Origin of the sequence: Allomesorhizobium aridi (genome assembly GCF_043769475.1) — a bacterium.
In the GTDB taxonomy this organism is placed as follows: Bacteria; Pseudomonadota; Alphaproteobacteria; order Rhizobiales; family Rhizobiaceae; genus Allomesorhizobium.
In genome coordinates, this window is record NZ_CP171729.1 from 1,157,536 (window position 1) to 1,172,056 (window position 14,521).

Sequence of the window (14,521 nt, forward strand, 5' to 3'; positions counted from 1 at the left end):
TCACAGCGTCTGCACTCTCCGCATGAGAATGGGGAAGACGCAGACGCCTTCTGGCGCAGCACCGCCAAACAAATTCTCTTTCAACTGTCCGAATCAGGAATTGCACCCGGGCTCGCCGAACAGGAAGTTGGAGCGCTTCTTCATGCTGTACTAGGCGATATGGCCACCCGGAGTGCCGCGAAATTTGCACAATAGCATTGGCTCACGAATGCACCGTCATCATCCGTTTAGATGGCAAAATGCCAGGCAGCTCCCACTAGCGGCCGCGGTCAATCAGATTGTGTAAAGCTCGATAGGCTTCTCAAATCCCTTCAACTGGTATTCCCGACATTCACCTTCAGCCGTTTGGTGCGGGGCTCGGCTGCAAACTGCCTTCGTCACAAGAATCCGACCAGCGTCGGCGACTGACTGGGCGCGAGCTGCGGTGTTCACGACCGTTCCAATCGCGGTAAGATCCCGGTGTGATCGGCCGAACTCTCCGAAGCTGGTTTCCCCGGTGTCGATACCGATACCGATGCCAAGGTCACTTCCGTCCAACCCAGCGCCATTGGTCACGAGAAGCTCACGACGCGCATGCCAGCGGCGTTGGATCTCCCGCGCCGCGAGCACGGCACGTTCGGCGTGGTCGTGTTGCTGAATGGGAAAGTTGAATATCGCCATGATCGCGTCTCCGACGGTCTTGTTAAGAAGCCCGTCAAATTCCCAGATGGCGGCTGCGCATTCATCGTAGAAGGCATCCAGCAGCGACGAGACAGTTTCTGCCGAGAAAGACTGCGAAAGTGTCGTATAGCCCCTTAGATCAACAAAAAGCACCGAAACGTCGACAGTGACCTGACGGGCTTTCATCACCCGCGTAAACATGAGCTCGCAAATCGTGCAGGTGTTCGGGTTCATCCGGCTCGGGCGTATGCCAAAGGCGCGAAAGGGAATGGAAGCCGGCCCACGGAGGGGCACTGGCAGCCGCATCTGCTGCCAGCAGCCCTTGCAAATTCTTGATTGAGAAGTCGACACTACGGCGGTCCTTTGTGCGACGCTCGCTGACTCTGGCACGCCCGGCCAAGAAAATCTCGAGAAAACCGCAGCTGCCACGCGGGTGCAACTTCCCGTCAGGAACATCCCGCCCCGGCGCGCGTTGGCCAACTTCCGAAACTCTCGCGAGCATTGAACATGCTTACCCGCATCCGTCCGTCGCAGGTCGCGCAATCGAGATCGGCGGCGCTCCAGGCGATGGCCATAGGCGCGGTCGCGGTCGGCGCTCTCGCCTTCGGCGCCATGGCGATAGGCCGTCTTTCAATTCGCAAGGCGCGAATTCGATCGCTGGAGGTCGACGATCTGACGGTGCGCAATCTCAACATCGTTGAGGGTACACGGCCCGATGGTGAATCTCAGCCATGATGGGCTGTTCAAATCCGTGCGCTTGGCGGCAGCGGAAAGCACGCTGCCGCCCATCACCTTCAGCGTGCAGATACAGCATCGGTGCGCTATGATGTCCGAATATCACCGAGGTGTGGATAAGAGCGCACAGTGCCTATCTTCATGGACCGTCACGATATGAAGGGGGTAACAGCCGCCGATATCGCCGACGCGCATCGCAAGGACCTCGAAATCCAGGACCGGTATGGGGTAAAATTCCTCACTTACTGGTTTGACCACCAGCGGGGCACCACCTTCTGCCTGGTGGACGCGCCCGACAAGGATACCGCCCAGTGCGTGCATCGTGAGGCGCACGGCCATGTTGCGGGCGAGGTCGTCGAAGTCGCGCTCTCAGCGGTGGAAGCCTTTTTGGGCCGGATCCAGGACCCCGAGCCGCCCTCCGGCCAGACGCATGACATTGTGGACTCCGGATACCGGGCAATCATGTTCACCGATATCGTGGGCTCGACGAAGATGACGACGCGCCTCGGTGACCGCATGGCCACCGAATTGATCCGGGCGCATGATTCTATTGTCAGGAGATGCCTGAGCGATGCAGGCGGCCGCGAGGTGAAGCACACAGGCGACGGCATAATGGCGTCGTTCGCCTCGACGGCGAACGCTGTCGACTGCGCAATCGCCATCCAGCAGGGCTTCGAGCGCTATAACCGAGGGAACACGGAGCCGATTCACATCAGAATCGGCCTGGATTGCGGCGAACCGGTCGAGGATAGCAACGATCTCTTTGGCTCCACGGTTCAACTTGCCGCCCGCTTGTGCTCAGCCGCCTCCAGCGACCAGATCCTCGCGTCTGAAAACATCAGGCGGCAGCGCGGCGACCCCGGCATCTTCGTGCAAACGAAACGCAAGCGGCTGAAGGGCTTTTCCCATCTGGTGCCGGCGTTCGAGTGCTCCTGGACCAAGCCCGACCAAAATTAGTGTTGGAAATGGTCTCGCTTGACCAAAAATCCGGTCCCGCGCAGATCCTTTTGCATGTCCCGGACGTCTTTTGGCAGGACACACCAACGGAGTAGCTGCCATGAAACGAACTCTGATACGATACCGGACCAAGCCCGAAAGCACGGGAGAGAACGAGCGCCTGATCCAGAACGTGTTCAAGGAGCTTCACGCGCAAGCGCCCGAAGGCGTCCGTTACATCGCCCTGAAACTCGCCGACGGTTCTTTCGTCCACCTGGTGGAGAACGACGGCGGCGAAAGTATTCTCCCCAAGCTGGATGCCTTTCGAAAATTCCAGGCCGATCTCAAGGAGCGTGTGATGGAGCAGCCGCAGGTCAACGAGGCGACCATAGTCGGCGACTACCGGATGCTCGGCGCGTGAACGACAGCTCGGCCAACGCGCCGCATGCCGATCAGCCGGAGGCAAGCGAGGCTTTCGCCCGGCTGTTCGGCGAATTGCGGCCGAAACTGCATCGCTACTGCGCCCGCATGACCGGGTCGGTCATCGATGGCGAGGACATTTTGCAGGAGGCGCTGCTACGGGCCATGGAGGCGTTGCCCAGGGCAGGGCCGATCGCCCGGCCGGAGGGCTGGCTGTTTCGCATCGCCCACAATGCCGCGCTCGATTTCCTGCGCCGCCGCGCCCGGCAAAATGCCGTCCAATCCGACGAGGAAACGGAAATGATCGCCGATCCTGTATCCGCCGTGGACGATCGCCAGGCGGCCGCGGCAAGCCTGCGCACCTTCATGCGCCTGCCGGTGGCGCAGCGCAGCAGCGTCATACTGATGGATGTTCTGGGCTATTCGCTGCAGGAGATCGGCGGCGTCACCGGCCTGACCATGCCTTCGGTCAAGGCCTCCCTGCATCGTGGCCGCATACGGCTGCGGGAATTGGCCGGCGAGCCCGAAGACATAGCGCCGCCTGTGCTGGACGAGCGCGAACATAAGCGTCTGGCGCTTTATGTCGACCGCTTCAACGCGCGCGACTTCGATGCGCTGCGCGACCTTTTGGCCGGCGAGGTGAGGCTCGAACTGGTCAACCGGAGCCGCATGAACGGCCGGCGCGAGGTGGCGAACTATTTCGGCAATTATGCGCGGGTCGCCGGCTGGCGTCTCGCGCCGGGTTTTGTGGAAAGACGTCCCGCGGTGCTGGTGTTCGACGCCGCCGACCCTTCCGGCGCACCGAGCTATTTCGTCCTGCTGCAATGGTCCGGCGAGGAGATCCTGAACATCCGGGACTTCCGCTACGCCCGCTATGCGGTCGAAGGCGCGGAGGTGGTCGCCGTGGTTGATCGGCGAGAGCAATCGGTTGGATGATCCTCCGATCGCCACTATTTCAGCGATCATCCGTGTTTGTGGCCGCTCTAGGCTGTTGCCGCGCGAGTCTGTAGTATCGCTGTTCGCGTTCGAACGGGGTGAAGCGATGGACCGACGGCTGGCCGCCATTCTCGCGGCCGATATTGCCGGTTACAGCCGTCTGATGGGTGAGGACGAGGAGGGAACCGTCCGAGCCCTGCAGGAGCATCACACGGCTATATGTCCGTTGATCAAGGAACATGGCGGGCGCATTATCAACAAGGCTGGCGATGGCATGCTGGCTGAGTTCGGCAGTGTCGTGGGAGCGGTCACAGCCGCCGCCGCAATTCAGAGGCTTCTGGCCAACCGCAACGCCGAAATCCCCGCATCGCGCCGTCTGGAGTTCCGGATCGGCATCAATCAGGGCGAAATCGTCGCCGATCGTGATGAGGTCTACGGCGACGGCATCAATGTCGCCGCGCGGCTTCAAGCGTTGTCCCAACCGGGAGGGATAGCGATTTCGGGACGCGTCCACGAAGACGTGGCGGGCAAGCTGGATCTCGCATGGCAAGACGCCGGCGAGCAGTCCTTGAAGAACATAGTGCGGCCTGTTCGCGTGTGGCAATGGTCCGATGCTGAGACGCTGGAACAGCCCAACTTGCCGCTTCCGGACCGGCCGTCGATTGCGGTGCTGCCCTTCGACAACATGAGCGGGCAGGCCGAGGACAGTTTCTTCAGTGACGGCGTCACCGAGGACATCATCACCGGACTGACGCACTACCGTTCGCTGTTCGTCGCCGCCCGCAACTCCTCCTTCGCCTTCCGCGGCAAACCGACAAGCCTTGTCGAAATCGGACGCCAACTTGGCGTATCCCATCTTCTGGAGGGCAGCATCAGGCGCTCCGGTGACCGCATTCGCATCACGGCGCAACTGATCGAAGCGACCAGCGGCGCCCACATCTGGGCCGAGCGATATGATCGCAGCCTGACCGACATCTTTGCCGTCCAGGATGAACTCGCTCGGACGATTGTTTCTACCCTGGTCGGGCGAATCCAGGATGCGAGGCTGCAGCGTTCGCTTCGCGTGCCGACGACCAGTCTCGCTGCCTATGACTGCCTCCTGCGCGGCATGGCCCATTTCAGGAGCTTTGCACCGGACGCCAACCAGAAAGCCTACGAGATGTTCTCGCGGGCAGTTGAACTCGATCCGTACTTCGCCCTGGCCAATGCGAACCTCGCAATGACCTACATGGGACTTCACGGACATTCGGCGGCTCCCGCCGAGGTGCTGAACGAAGCATTTGCCATCGCATCGCGAGCTCTCGAACTCGACCCTCAGGAAAGCCATTGCCATCGCGTCCTCGGAACGGTCTGGATGAACCGCCGCGATTACGATCGAGCCGAGCAGCATTTCCGGCGTGCGGTCGAACTCAATCCGAACGACGCCGACCGGCGGATGGGCCTAGGCTATCTGCTGGTTCTTCGCGGCAAGATCGACGAGGGGCTGGAATGGATGCAGGAAGCCAGGCGGCTCAATCCGTTTCCGCCGGTCTGGTATCATCCCCGCTTCGGCGTCGCGCTGTATTCTCTGGGGCGCTTTGCAGAGGCCGCCCAGGAATTCGCCGAAATCCCGACACCGGGATACTGGTCTCGCACGCGGCTTGTGGCCTGCCTCGCTCAACTTGGCAGAACCGCCGAAGTCGAGACGCAGCGAGCGGCGATCGTCGAGCAGAAGCCGGACTTCTCGATCGAAAAGTTCTTTCAAGAGGATGTTTTGCTTGAACGGCCGGAAGACCGTGAACTTCTGCGCGAAGGCATGATCAAGGCGGGCCCACCAGAATAGTACTAAGCCCGGCTCCCCTGCAGCACCGTCAGCATCGGCTTCTTCGGTGCGCGCGACATCAGCCATTCGCGCGCCTTGTCGTCGGGCATGGGGAAGGCGATGTGGTAGCCCTGGACCTGGTCGCAGCCGATCGACATCAGCAGATCGAGCTCGGCCTCGGTTTCGGCGCCCTCGGCGATGATCGAGATGCCGAGCCCGCGCGCAAGTTCGGTGATGGCGCGCACGATCTTGGTGTTGTCGCCGTTGGAATTGATGTTCTGGACGAAGCGCCGGTCGATCTTGAGGCGGTCGATCTCGTTTGGATTGACGTGGCTGAGCGAGGCGTAGCCGGTGCCGAAATCGTCGAGTTCGAGATGGACGCCGGCCGAGCGGATATGGCGCAGTTTCGCCGCGATGCCGGTCTTCTCGTCGTCCAGGATGACGGACTCGACGATTTCCAGCGACAGTTTTTCGGGCGGCAGCCCGGCCCTTTCCAGGGTCTCGAAGAGGAAGCTGTCGAAATCCGCCTCGCGCAGTTCCGAACCCGAGACGTTGATGGCGATGCGGCCGAAGCCGATGCCGGCGCGGTGCCATTCGGCGGCCTCGTGGACAGCCTTGCGCACGATGATGCGGCCGATCGCGGCCATCAGCCCTGATTTTTCCGCGACCGGTATGAATTCGCCCGGCGAGATCATGCCGCGTTCGGGATGCTTCCAGCGGACCAGCGCCTCGACGCCGGTGATGGCGCCGCTGGTCAGCGATACCTGCGGCTGGAAGTAGATGCTGAACGATTCGTTCGCGATGGCCGCCTTGAGATCGGCTTCCAGCTGCTTGCGGTGCTCCAGCTCTCGCCGCAGCTCCTCGGAGAAGAACGAGAACCCGCCGCCGCCGAGCTTCTTGGCGGAATAGAGCGCGAGGTCGGCATGCACGGTGAGGTCGGCGGCGTTGTCGGCGTCGACGGGATAGACGGCGATGCCGGCGCTGGCGCCCGGGTGGATCGTCGCACCCTGGAAGCTGATCGGCTCGTTGATGCATTCCAGGATGCGCCTGGCGACCATGTTGATGTCTTCGGTAGCGCCGGCGCCGTTGAGGATCATCACGAATTCGTCGCCGCCGAGCCGCACGCAAAGATCGGAGGCGCGGCAGGAATCGCGCATGCGCTGGGCGGTCACCACCAGCACGTAGTCGCCCGCCGCATGGCCGAGCGTGTCGTTGATCTGCTTGAAGCGGTCGAGGTCGATCTGCACGACGGCGAGACGCTCCTGGCGCCGGTGCGCGCCCTTGATCAGCGTATCGAAGTGGTCGGTCAGGAAGGTGCGGTTGTGCAGGCCGGTCAGGCCGTCATGGACCGCGATGAAAGCCATGGAATTGCGCGCATCCACCAATTCGTGCGTGCGCCGCAGGATCACGTTCGACATCGGGCGGAAGATGAACAGCGCGATCAGGACGATGATGCCGATCGTGGCGTAGAACAGCGTGCGGTGGAGGTCGAGCATGCTGTCCATGCGCTTGTCGGCTAGCGCGCCGATGCGTTCGCCAAGCGCCGCGTAGCCGTCGAGCGTCGTCCGGGCGGCTGTCTCGTCGAGTTGCGCGCGCTCCGTGCCGGCCATGTAGCCGAGCGACGAATTGCCGATGCCGAGCCGGGATTCGAGCGCCGCTATGAAGCGCCAGCCATTCGAGGCGAGGCCCGTGGAGAAGAAATCAAGATGGAACGGCTTGCCGAACAGCACGCCTTCGACGGTGCTCGGGTCGTGCCGGGCCTGCGACAGCGGATCCGCCCCGGTGCGGTCGAGCAGCAGGTCGTAGTTCTTCTCGAATTCGGTAGTCGCCTCCTTCAACAGGCCGGCAAGCGCCGGCTGCTCGCCAATCGGGGCGTTCTCGGCAGCGTTGGCCAGGAACACGACGCGTTGCGAAAGCGCCTTCTGGGTGCCAGTGAGCGCGACCAGCGCCTGGTCGTGCTGCTGGGCGCCCATCATCTGCTGCAGGAGGATGAAAGAGGCCATCGCCATGGCGGCGATGATCAGAAGCGCGATCCAGTAGGCGCTCTTGATGAGCAGAATGAGCTTTCGAGCGCTGGTGTTGGCCGGCTGCTGCGACATGTGAAATAAGCCCTTGGAACCCCAATGCCCGATACGTGATCGGACCATGTCCGGCAAAGGGTTAACATGTCGGCAAGTCAAGCAGGCGGAGTGTCGCCGTTCGCGGCAAACATCGATGCTGGTTAGCGATGGGTTGCCGGAACAGGAACCATTGTCGCAATTCCCCTCGGCGGAAATGCCTCCACAATAGGCATTTCACTGCGGGCCAATACCCTTTAAACTATCCGCCGAACCCCAAGAAAAAATTCGGAAATGGCCATGAACATAGAAAACAGGACGGCGAAGGCCGCCGCTTCCTTCGTCTGGAACGATCCTTTCCTCATCGAGGATCAGTTGAACGAGGACGAGCGGATGATCCGCGACGCCGCGGCAAGCTTCGCCGCCGACAGGCTCGCGCCGCGTATCGAGGAGGCCTATCTCGACGAGGTCACCGATCCGGCGATCTTCCGCGAGATGGGTGAGGCCGGTTTGCTCGGCATCACCATTCCCGAGGAATATGGCGGCCTCGGCGCCGGCTACGTGACTTACGGGCTGGTCGCGCGCGAGGTGGAGCGCGTCGATTCGGGCTACCGCTCGATGATGAGCGTGCAGTCGTCGCTGGTCATGTACCCGATCCATGCCTACGGCTCTGAAGAGCAGCGCAAAAAGTACCTGCCGAAGCTGGCCTCGGGCGAATGGATCGGCTGCTTCGGCCTGACCGAGCCGGATGCCGGCTCCGATCCGGGCGGCATGAAGACGCGCGCCGAAAAGACGGCCAACGGCTACCGGATTTCCGGCTCGAAGATGTGGATTTCCAACGCCCCGATCGCCGACGTCTTCGTCGTCTGGGCGAAGTCGGCCGCTCACGACAACCAGATCCGCGGTTTTATCCTCGAAAAGGGCATGAAGGGGCTTTCGGCGCCGAAGATCGGCGGCAAGCTTTCGCTCCGCGCGTCGATCACCGGTGAGATCGTCATGGACGGCGTCGAGGTCGGCGAGGACGCGCTTTTGCCCAATGTGTCAGGCCTGAAGGGGCCGTTCGGCTGCCTGAACCGGGCGCGCTACGGCATTTCGTGGGGCGCGATGGGCGCGGCGGAGGATTGCTGGCACCGGGCGCGGCAATATGGCCTGGACAGGAAACAGTTCGGCAGGCCGCTCGCGCAGACGCAGCTTTTCCAGAAGAAGCTCGCCGACATGCAGACCGAAATCGCGCTCGGCCTGCAGGGCTCGCTTCGCGTCGGCCGGCTCATGGACGAGGGCAAGATGGCGCCGGAGATGATCTCGATCGTCAAGCGCAACAATTGCGGCAAGGCGCTCGACATCGCCCGCCAGGCCCGAGACATGCATGGCGGCAACGGCATCCAGATCGGCTACCACGTCATGCGTCACGCGCAGAACCTCGAAACCGTCAACACATATGAAGGCACGCACGATGTCCACGCGCTGATCCTCGGCCGCGCGCAGACGGGACTGCAGGCGTTTTTCTGAGGTTTTTCTCTCACTTCGGGGAGAAGTGGCTCTGGCGACGGCGGGGCAGCCCTACTTGGTCGTCGCCTGAAACTTGCTCATCAGATAGGGACCGGACCGCACCGGCTGGTATTTCGGCGTTTCGCCGGGCGCGAGGCACTGGTCGAGGCAGACGATTTCGGCGTCCCAGTTCGGCTGGTGGAAGAAGGCCAGCGACTGCCGGCGCGACATGCCGCCATCCTGCGGCGACGGATTGACCACACGGTGCATGGTCGACACCCAGCGGTCGTTGGTCCAGCGCGCCATCAGGTCGCCAATGTTGATGATGAAGGCGCCGGGCACCGGCGGAACGGGCGTCCAGGCGCCGTCCGGCGCCACGATTTCGAGGCCCTTCGATCCCGCTTGCGGCAGCAGGATGGTCAGGCTGCCATAGTCGGTATGCGCGCCGGCGCGCAATTGCCCGGGTTTCGGCGCAACTGTCTGTTCGGGATAATTGAGCGCCCTCATCGCGCTGATCGGCGCGTCGATGAAGCCGGCGAAATGGTCTTCCGGCAGTTTCAGTGCGATCGCGAACACGCGCATGATGCGCGCCGCGAGATCTTCGAGCTCGGCGTAGTAAGCCTTCCACGCGTCGACGAAGCCCTCGGGCGCTTCCGGCCAGATCGTCGGAGCGTAGCAGAAGGCGAGCGCGTCCTTGTCCTTCATGCCGGATGGCGCGGAGGCGGGACCACCATTAAAACTTTCCTTCAGGTCGGGCGGGCTGTCGACATCGCGCGATCTGGCCAGCGCCTCGAGTTCGGGCCCGAGATAGCCATAGGGATAGCCCTTGTACGGCGCCTTCGCCTGCTGCTTGACCTCGGCGGGCAGGTCGAAGAAATCGCGCGCCTTGCGCCAGACGCCGTCGATCACCGCCGGCGGCACGCCGTGACTGGCGATGGCCAGGAAGCCAGTCGAGCGGCAGATATCGTCGACCTCCGCTCCCATCGCGCGCCGCTCCTCCGACGTTGCGCTTTCGAAGCGGCCGAGTTCGAACACGGGAAAAGTCGAGGCGGACATGACGAAACTCCGGTGCGCGGGATTTTACCGATGCTAACCGGCAGGCGGCGGATTCTCCAGCGGACTGGGCCACGTCCGCCATTGGGCCAGCGAGGCGAATTCAACTTCCGGGGCGCTTCGCGCGCCAAAAGCAGGCTTCCGGCACGGCGTCCATTGCCGCCGGTCGTATTTCCGATAGCTTTTTGGCTTATGCGGCGCGAATGTCGGCCGGACTTCCAACGAGGCGATCTTCCGTATGAGCGATGCGTTTCTTTCCCATCTGTCCTCCGAACTCGAAGGGCTGAAATCCGCCGGCCTCTACAAATCCGAGCGCGTGATCACCTCGCCGCAATCGGCCTCGATCGAGGTCGGCGGCAAGCCGCTCCTGAATTTCTGCGCCAACAATTATCTCGGCCTCGCCGACAGCGAGGAACTGCGCGAGGCGGCGAAGGCTGCGCTCGACCGCTACGGCTACGGCATGGCCTCGGTGCGCTTCATCTGCGGCACGCAGGAAGAGCACAAGCAGCTAGAGGCGAAGATCTCCGGCTTCCTCGGCATGGAGGACACGATCCTCTACGGCTCGTGCTTCGACGCCAATGGCGGCCTGTTCGAGACGCTGCTTTCCGAAGAGGACGCGGTCATTTCCGACGCGCTGAACCATGCCTCGATCATCGATGGCGTCAGGCTCTCCAAGGCGAAACGCCTCCGCTATGCCAACAACGACATGGCGGCGCTTGAGGAGGAATTGAAGAAGGCCGAAGGCAGCCGCTTCAAGCTGATCGCCACCGACGGCGTTTTTTCCATGGACGGCATCATCGCCAATCTCCAGGGCGTTTGCGATCTCGCGGAAAAATACGGCGCGATGGTGATGGTCGACGACAGCCACGCGGTAGGGTTCGTCGGCAAGAATGGCCGCGGCTCGCCCGAGCATTGCGGCGTTGAGGGCCGCATCGACATCATCACCGGCACGCTGGGCAAGGCGCTCGGCGGCGCGTCGGGCGGCTACACGTCGGGCAGGAAAGAAGTGGTGGACTGGCTGCGCCAGCGCTCGCGGCCCTATCTTTTCTCCAACACGCTGATGCCGGCGATCGCTGGAGCCTCGCTGAAGGTGTTCGACATGGTCGCGGCCGGCGACGGCTTGAGAAAAAAGCTCTATGACAATGCTGCGCGGTTCCGCTCGGGCATGACGAAGCTCGGCTTTGAATTGGCCGGCGCCGGCCACCCGATCATCCCGGTGATGCTGGGCGACGCCGCCCTCGCGCAGGAGATGGCGCAACGCCTGCTCGGCCACGGCATTTATGTCATAGGGTTTTCGTTTCCCGTCGTGCCGAAGGGCCAGGCGCGCATCCGCACGCAGATGTCGGCCGCGCATTCGGAAGAGGATATCGATCGGGCGGTGGCCGCGTTCGGGGAAGTGGGAAAAGAGCTGGGGGTCGTTGGATGACGCAAATAGCAATATCTGACGATGAATCGATGATGGTCACCGCTGGCCAAGCGTATTTGGAAGCGGCGAACTGGATCATAACCCACCCAGAGTCTCCGGGTCAGTCGTATATGCTCTTGCCGTTTCACACTCTACTGGGCTTGTCGCTTGAAATGCTCCTCAAGACGGTATTGCTTCGACAGGGTATGCCGGCGAGAGATTTCGCAACGAGGCGGTTTGGGCATGATTTGGTGGCTCTTCGTGATGAGGCACGAAATCGCGGGTTTAGGTCCCAGGAAAATGGGATCGATGAGATCATTGCTCACATAGCCCCCAATTATGGCTCGCACGACTATAGGTATGTGAAGCCCAACTCTACCTTGAACAAGGTCAACGCAGTCCCGGCGCTTAATGCGATGAACAATCTTCTAATCGAAGTTGGAGCAATGGTTGGATTACCAGTTGTCCACAAGATCGTTAGGGTTGGCTAGACATGTCCAACATGATGCGTGCCCTCGTCAAAGCCAAGGCCGAACCCGGAATCTGGATGGAACAGGTGCCGGTGCCGGAAATCGGCCCCAACGACGTGCTGATCAAGGTGAAGAAGACGGCGATCTGCGGCACCGATGTCCACATCTACAATTGGGACCAGTGGGCGCAGAAGACCGTGCCGGTGCCGATGGTCACCGGCCATGAGTTCGTCGGCACGGTGGCCGATTTCGGCACGGCGGTGACGGAATACAAAGTCGGCCAGCGCGTTTCGGGCGAAGGGCACATCGTCTGCGGCCATTGCCGCAACTGCCGAGCGGGCAGGGGGCACCTCTGCCGGAACACGCTGGGCGTCGGGGTCAACCGGCCGGGCGCGTTCGCCGAATACCTTGCCATTCCGCAGCACAATGTCGTGCCGATCCCCGACGACATTCCCGACGAGGTGGCGGCGATCTTCGACCCGCTCGGCAATGCGGTCCACACCGCGCTTTCATTCGATCTGGTCGGCGAGGATGTGCTGGTCACCGGCGCCGGGCCGATCGGCATCATGGGGGCGCTGGTGGCGCAGTGCGTCGGCGCGCGCAAGGTGGTGATCACCGACATCAACCCGGCGCGCCTGGCGCTGGCGAGGAAGCTCGGCATCCATCATGTCGTCGACGCTTCTAAGGAAAAACTCCGCGACGTAATGCATGAGGAGGGCATGACCGAGGGTTTCGACGTCGGCCTCGAAATGTCCGGCTCGGCGGCTGCCTTCCGCGACATGATCGACACGATGAACAATGGCGGCAAGATCGCGATTCTCGGCATCGCTCCGACCGGCTTCGAGATCGACTGGAACAAGGTCATCTTCAAGATGCTCACCCTGAAGGGCATCTACGGCCGCGAAATGTTCGAGACCTGGTACAAGATGATCGCGCTGGTGCAGGGCCCGCTGGACGTGAGCGGACTGATCACGCACCGCATCGGGATCGACGATTTCCAGGCCGGCTTCGACGCCATGCGCAGCGGCAGTTCCGGCAAGGTGGTGATGGATTGGTGAGAACAGGGGCACGCTCGGCTGACGCTCCCGCATCAGTCGCCTGTCCGGCACTTTTTCAGGCGGGATGTCGGGGCCGCCCTATCTCATACGTCTTCATGGTGTCGAAACCCAAAGGAGGACGAATATGAGCTATGTCGATGGATCCGTGCTGCCCGTGCCGAAGGCCGAGTGGGAAGAATACAAGAAGCAGGCCGAACTCGGCGCCAAGGTGTGGATGGAGCACGGCGCGCTGTCTTACGTCGAGGCCGAGGCCGATGACGTGCCGGATGGCGAGGTCACTTCGTTTCCGCTTGCAGTGAAGAAGGAAGAAGGCGAAACAATCGTGTTCTCTTTCGTAACCTACAAGTCGCGCGAGCACCGCGACGAGGTTATGAAGAAGGTGATGGCCGACCCGCGCTTGCAACAGGGCATGCAGAACATGCCGCCCTACATGAAGCGGCTGATCTATGGCGGGTTCAAGGTGTATCTGGAGAGGTGAGGGGAACTGGATGAAATTGGCGACACTGAAGGACCGGACCCGCGACGGCAGGCTGGCCGTGGTTTCACGCGATCTGACGCGCTTTACCGACGCGTCCTTCCTGGCGCCGACGCTCCAGGCTGCCCTCGACGACTGGAGACGGATTTCGCCGCATCTGGCGGCGATGGCGGAATCGCTGGAGGCCGGCGCAGTGCCTGCCTCACGCTTCCATGAGCACGACGCCCATTCGCCGCTGCCGCGCGCCTATCAGTGGGCGGACGGCTCGGCCTACGTCAATCATGTCGAGCTGGTGCGCAAGGCGCGCGGCGCGGAAATGCCGGCGAGCTTCTGGACCGATCCGCTGATCTACCAGGGCGGCTCGGATTCCTTCCTCGGTCCGCGCGATCCGATCCCGGCCAGCGACGAGGCCTGGGGCGTGGACATGGAAGGCGAGGTGGCCGTCATCGTCGACGATGTGCCGATGGGCGCGAGCGTCGAGCAAGCGCGCGATGCGATCCGGCTGGTCATGCTGGTCAACGACGTTTCGCTGCGCGGGCTTATCCCGGCCGAACTCGCCAAGGGCTTTGGTTTCTACCAGTCCAAGCCGGCCTCGGCCTTCTCGCCGGTCGCCGTCACGCCGGACGAACTGGGCGACGCCTGGGACGGCGGCAAGGTGAGCCTGCCGCTTTGCGTCGATCTCAACGGAAGGCCGTTCGGCCGCGCCAATGCCGGCGTCGACATGACCTTCGACTTTCCCCAACTCATTGCGCACGCCGCGAAAACGCGCCCGCTTTGCGCCGGAACGATCATCGGTTCGGGCACAGTCTCCAACAAGCTCGAAGGCGGACCGGGCAAGCCGGTTTCGGAGGGCGGCGCCGGCTATTCCTGCATCGCGGAACTGCGCATGATCGAGACGATCGCCAGCGGTTCGGCCAAGACGCCGTTCATGCGCTTCGGCGATACCGTGCGCATCGAGATGAAGGACAAAGCCGGCCATTCGATCTTCGGCGCGATAGAGCAGACGGTGCAGAAACACGAGAGGTGA

15 protein-coding genes are annotated in these 14,521 nt (G+C 62.3%); 12 read left to right on the top strand and 3 right to left on the bottom strand.

Features of this window, described 5'->3' with window-relative positions:
• The first annotated feature begins 84 nt into the window (after positions 1 to 84).
• On the top strand, positions 85 to 195 hold the full coding sequence (locus ACG873_RS07610) for a hypothetical protein (RefSeq protein WP_394893395.1): 111 nt from the start codon (positions 85 to 87) through the stop codon (positions 193 to 195).
• A gap of 78 nt (positions 196 to 273) precedes the next feature.
• On the opposite strand, the gene ACG873_RS07615 is transcribed toward ACG873_RS07610, so the two are convergent.
• On the bottom strand, positions 274 to 966 hold the full coding sequence (locus tag ACG873_RS07615; protein ID WP_394893396.1) for an adenylate/guanylate cyclase domain-containing protein: 693 nt from the start codon (positions 964 to 966) through the stop codon (positions 274 to 276).
• A gap of 201 nt (positions 967 to 1,167) precedes the next feature.
• Here ACG873_RS07615 and ACG873_RS07620 point away from each other — a divergent pair, with 201 nt between their 5' ends.
• From ACG873_RS07620 to ACG873_RS07640, 5 genes are all read left to right on the top strand, one after another.
• Positions 1,168 to 1,395, top strand: coding sequence for a hypothetical protein (locus tag ACG873_RS07620; protein WP_394891173.1), 228 nt, complete (start codon positions 1,168 to 1,170; stop codon positions 1,393 to 1,395).
• Positions 1,396 to 1,524: 129 nt separating this feature from the next.
• Positions 1,525 to 2,352 (top strand): nickel-binding protein, encoded by an 828-nt coding sequence (locus tag ACG873_RS07625; protein WP_394891174.1) that lies wholly within the window; start codon positions 1,525 to 1,527, stop codon positions 2,350 to 2,352.
• Positions 2,353 to 2,452: 100 nt separating this feature from the next.
• Positions 2,453 to 2,752: a hypothetical protein gene (locus ACG873_RS07630; protein ID WP_394891175.1), complete on the top strand. Its 300-nt coding sequence runs from the start codon at positions 2,453 to 2,455 to the stop codon at positions 2,750 to 2,752.
• Positions 2,749 to 3,687, top strand: a complete 939-nt coding sequence (locus ACG873_RS07635; protein WP_394891176.1) for an RNA polymerase sigma factor — start codon at positions 2,749 to 2,751, stop codon at positions 3,685 to 3,687. Before ACG873_RS07630 ends, ACG873_RS07635 begins: the two co-directional genes overlap by 4 nt.
• Positions 3,688 to 3,793: 106 nt before the next feature.
• Complete coding sequence (locus ACG873_RS07640) at positions 3,794 to 5,509, top strand: adenylate/guanylate cyclase domain-containing protein (RefSeq protein WP_394891177.1); 1,716 nt, start codon at positions 3,794 to 3,796, stop codon at positions 5,507 to 5,509.
• Between the two features lie 2 nt (positions 5,510 to 5,511).
• On the opposite strand, the gene ACG873_RS07645 is transcribed toward ACG873_RS07640, so the two are convergent.
• Positions 5,512 to 7,587 carry a putative bifunctional diguanylate cyclase/phosphodiesterase gene (locus ACG873_RS07645; protein WP_394891178.1) on the bottom strand — a complete coding sequence of 692 codons (2,076 nt, stop codon included), beginning with the start codon at positions 7,585 to 7,587 and terminating at the stop codon, positions 5,512 to 5,514.
• A 252-nt stretch (positions 7,588 to 7,839) separates the two neighbouring features.
• On the opposite strand from ACG873_RS07645, the gene ACG873_RS07650 reads away from it, so the two are divergent.
• Entirely contained in the window at positions 7,840 to 9,054 is a 1,215-nt protein-coding gene (locus tag ACG873_RS07650) for an acyl-CoA dehydrogenase (protein WP_394891179.1), read from the top strand.
• 51 nt (positions 9,055 to 9,105) lie between these two features.
• Here the strand turns inward: ACG873_RS07650 and ACG873_RS07655 are convergent, their stop codons facing one another.
• Entirely contained in the window at positions 9,106 to 10,089 is a 984-nt protein-coding gene (locus ACG873_RS07655; protein ID WP_394891180.1) for an isopenicillin N synthase family dioxygenase, read from the bottom strand.
• A 235-nt stretch (positions 10,090 to 10,324) separates the two neighbouring features.
• Here ACG873_RS07655 and ACG873_RS07660 point away from each other — a divergent pair, with 235 nt between their 5' ends.
• From ACG873_RS07660 to ACG873_RS07680, 5 genes are all read left to right on the top strand, one after another.
• Positions 10,325 to 11,512: a glycine C-acetyltransferase gene (locus tag ACG873_RS07660; protein ID WP_394891181.1), complete on the top strand. Its 1,188-nt coding sequence runs from the start codon at positions 10,325 to 10,327 to the stop codon at positions 11,510 to 11,512.
• Positions 11,509 to 11,982 (top strand): hypothetical protein, encoded by a 474-nt coding sequence (locus tag ACG873_RS07665; RefSeq protein ID WP_394891182.1) that lies wholly within the window; start codon positions 11,509 to 11,511, stop codon positions 11,980 to 11,982. The genes ACG873_RS07660 and ACG873_RS07665 overlap by 4 nt, the downstream gene beginning before the upstream one ends.
• 2 nt (positions 11,983 to 11,984) lie before the next feature.
• Complete coding sequence (gene tdh / locus ACG873_RS07670; RefSeq protein ID WP_394891183.1) at positions 11,985 to 13,019, top strand: L-threonine 3-dehydrogenase; 1,035 nt, start codon at positions 11,985 to 11,987, stop codon at positions 13,017 to 13,019.
• A gap of 124 nt (positions 13,020 to 13,143) precedes the next feature.
• Complete coding sequence (locus ACG873_RS07675) at positions 13,144 to 13,497, top strand: DUF1428 domain-containing protein (RefSeq protein ID WP_394891184.1); 354 nt, start codon at positions 13,144 to 13,146, stop codon at positions 13,495 to 13,497.
• 10 nt (positions 13,498 to 13,507) lie between these two features.
• On the top strand, positions 13,508 to 14,521 hold the full coding sequence (locus tag ACG873_RS07680; protein ID WP_394891185.1) for a fumarylacetoacetate hydrolase family protein: 1,014 nt from the start codon (positions 13,508 to 13,510) through the stop codon (positions 14,519 to 14,521).

Coding starts and splice junctions, on each gene's coding strand:
- ACG873_RS07615 (WP_394893396.1), bottom strand. CDS start 966: ATGCGGCTGCCAGTGCCCCTCCGTGGGCCGGCTTCCATTCCCTTTCGC.
- ACG873_RS07620 (WP_394891173.1), top strand. CDS start 1,168: ATGCTTACCCGCATCCGTCCGTCGCAGGTCGCGCAATCGAGATCGGCG.
- ACG873_RS07630 (WP_394891175.1), top strand. CDS start 2,453: ATGAAACGAACTCTGATACGATACCGGACCAAGCCCGAAAGCACGGGA.
- ACG873_RS07640 (WP_394891177.1), top strand. CDS start 3,794: ATGGACCGACGGCTGGCCGCCATTCTCGCGGCCGATATTGCCGGTTAC.
- ACG873_RS07645 (WP_394891178.1), bottom strand. CDS start 7,587: ATGTCGCAGCAGCCGGCCAACACCAGCGCTCGAAAGCTCATTCTGCTC.
- ACG873_RS07650 (WP_394891179.1), top strand. CDS start 7,840: ATGGCCATGAACATAGAAAACAGGACGGCGAAGGCCGCCGCTTCCTTC.
- ACG873_RS07655 (WP_394891180.1), bottom strand. CDS start 10,089: ATGTCCGCCTCGACTTTTCCCGTGTTCGAACTCGGCCGCTTCGAAAGC.
- ACG873_RS07660 (WP_394891181.1), top strand. CDS start 10,325: ATGAGCGATGCGTTTCTTTCCCATCTGTCCTCCGAACTCGAAGGGCTG.
- ACG873_RS07665 (WP_394891182.1), top strand. CDS start 11,509: ATGACGCAAATAGCAATATCTGACGATGAATCGATGATGGTCACCGCT.
- tdh (WP_394891183.1), top strand. CDS start 11,985: ATGTCCAACATGATGCGTGCCCTCGTCAAAGCCAAGGCCGAACCCGGA.
- ACG873_RS07675 (WP_394891184.1), top strand. CDS start 13,144: ATGAGCTATGTCGATGGATCCGTGCTGCCCGTGCCGAAGGCCGAGTGG.
- ACG873_RS07680 (WP_394891185.1), top strand. CDS start 13,508: ATGAAATTGGCGACACTGAAGGACCGGACCCGCGACGGCAGGCTGGCC.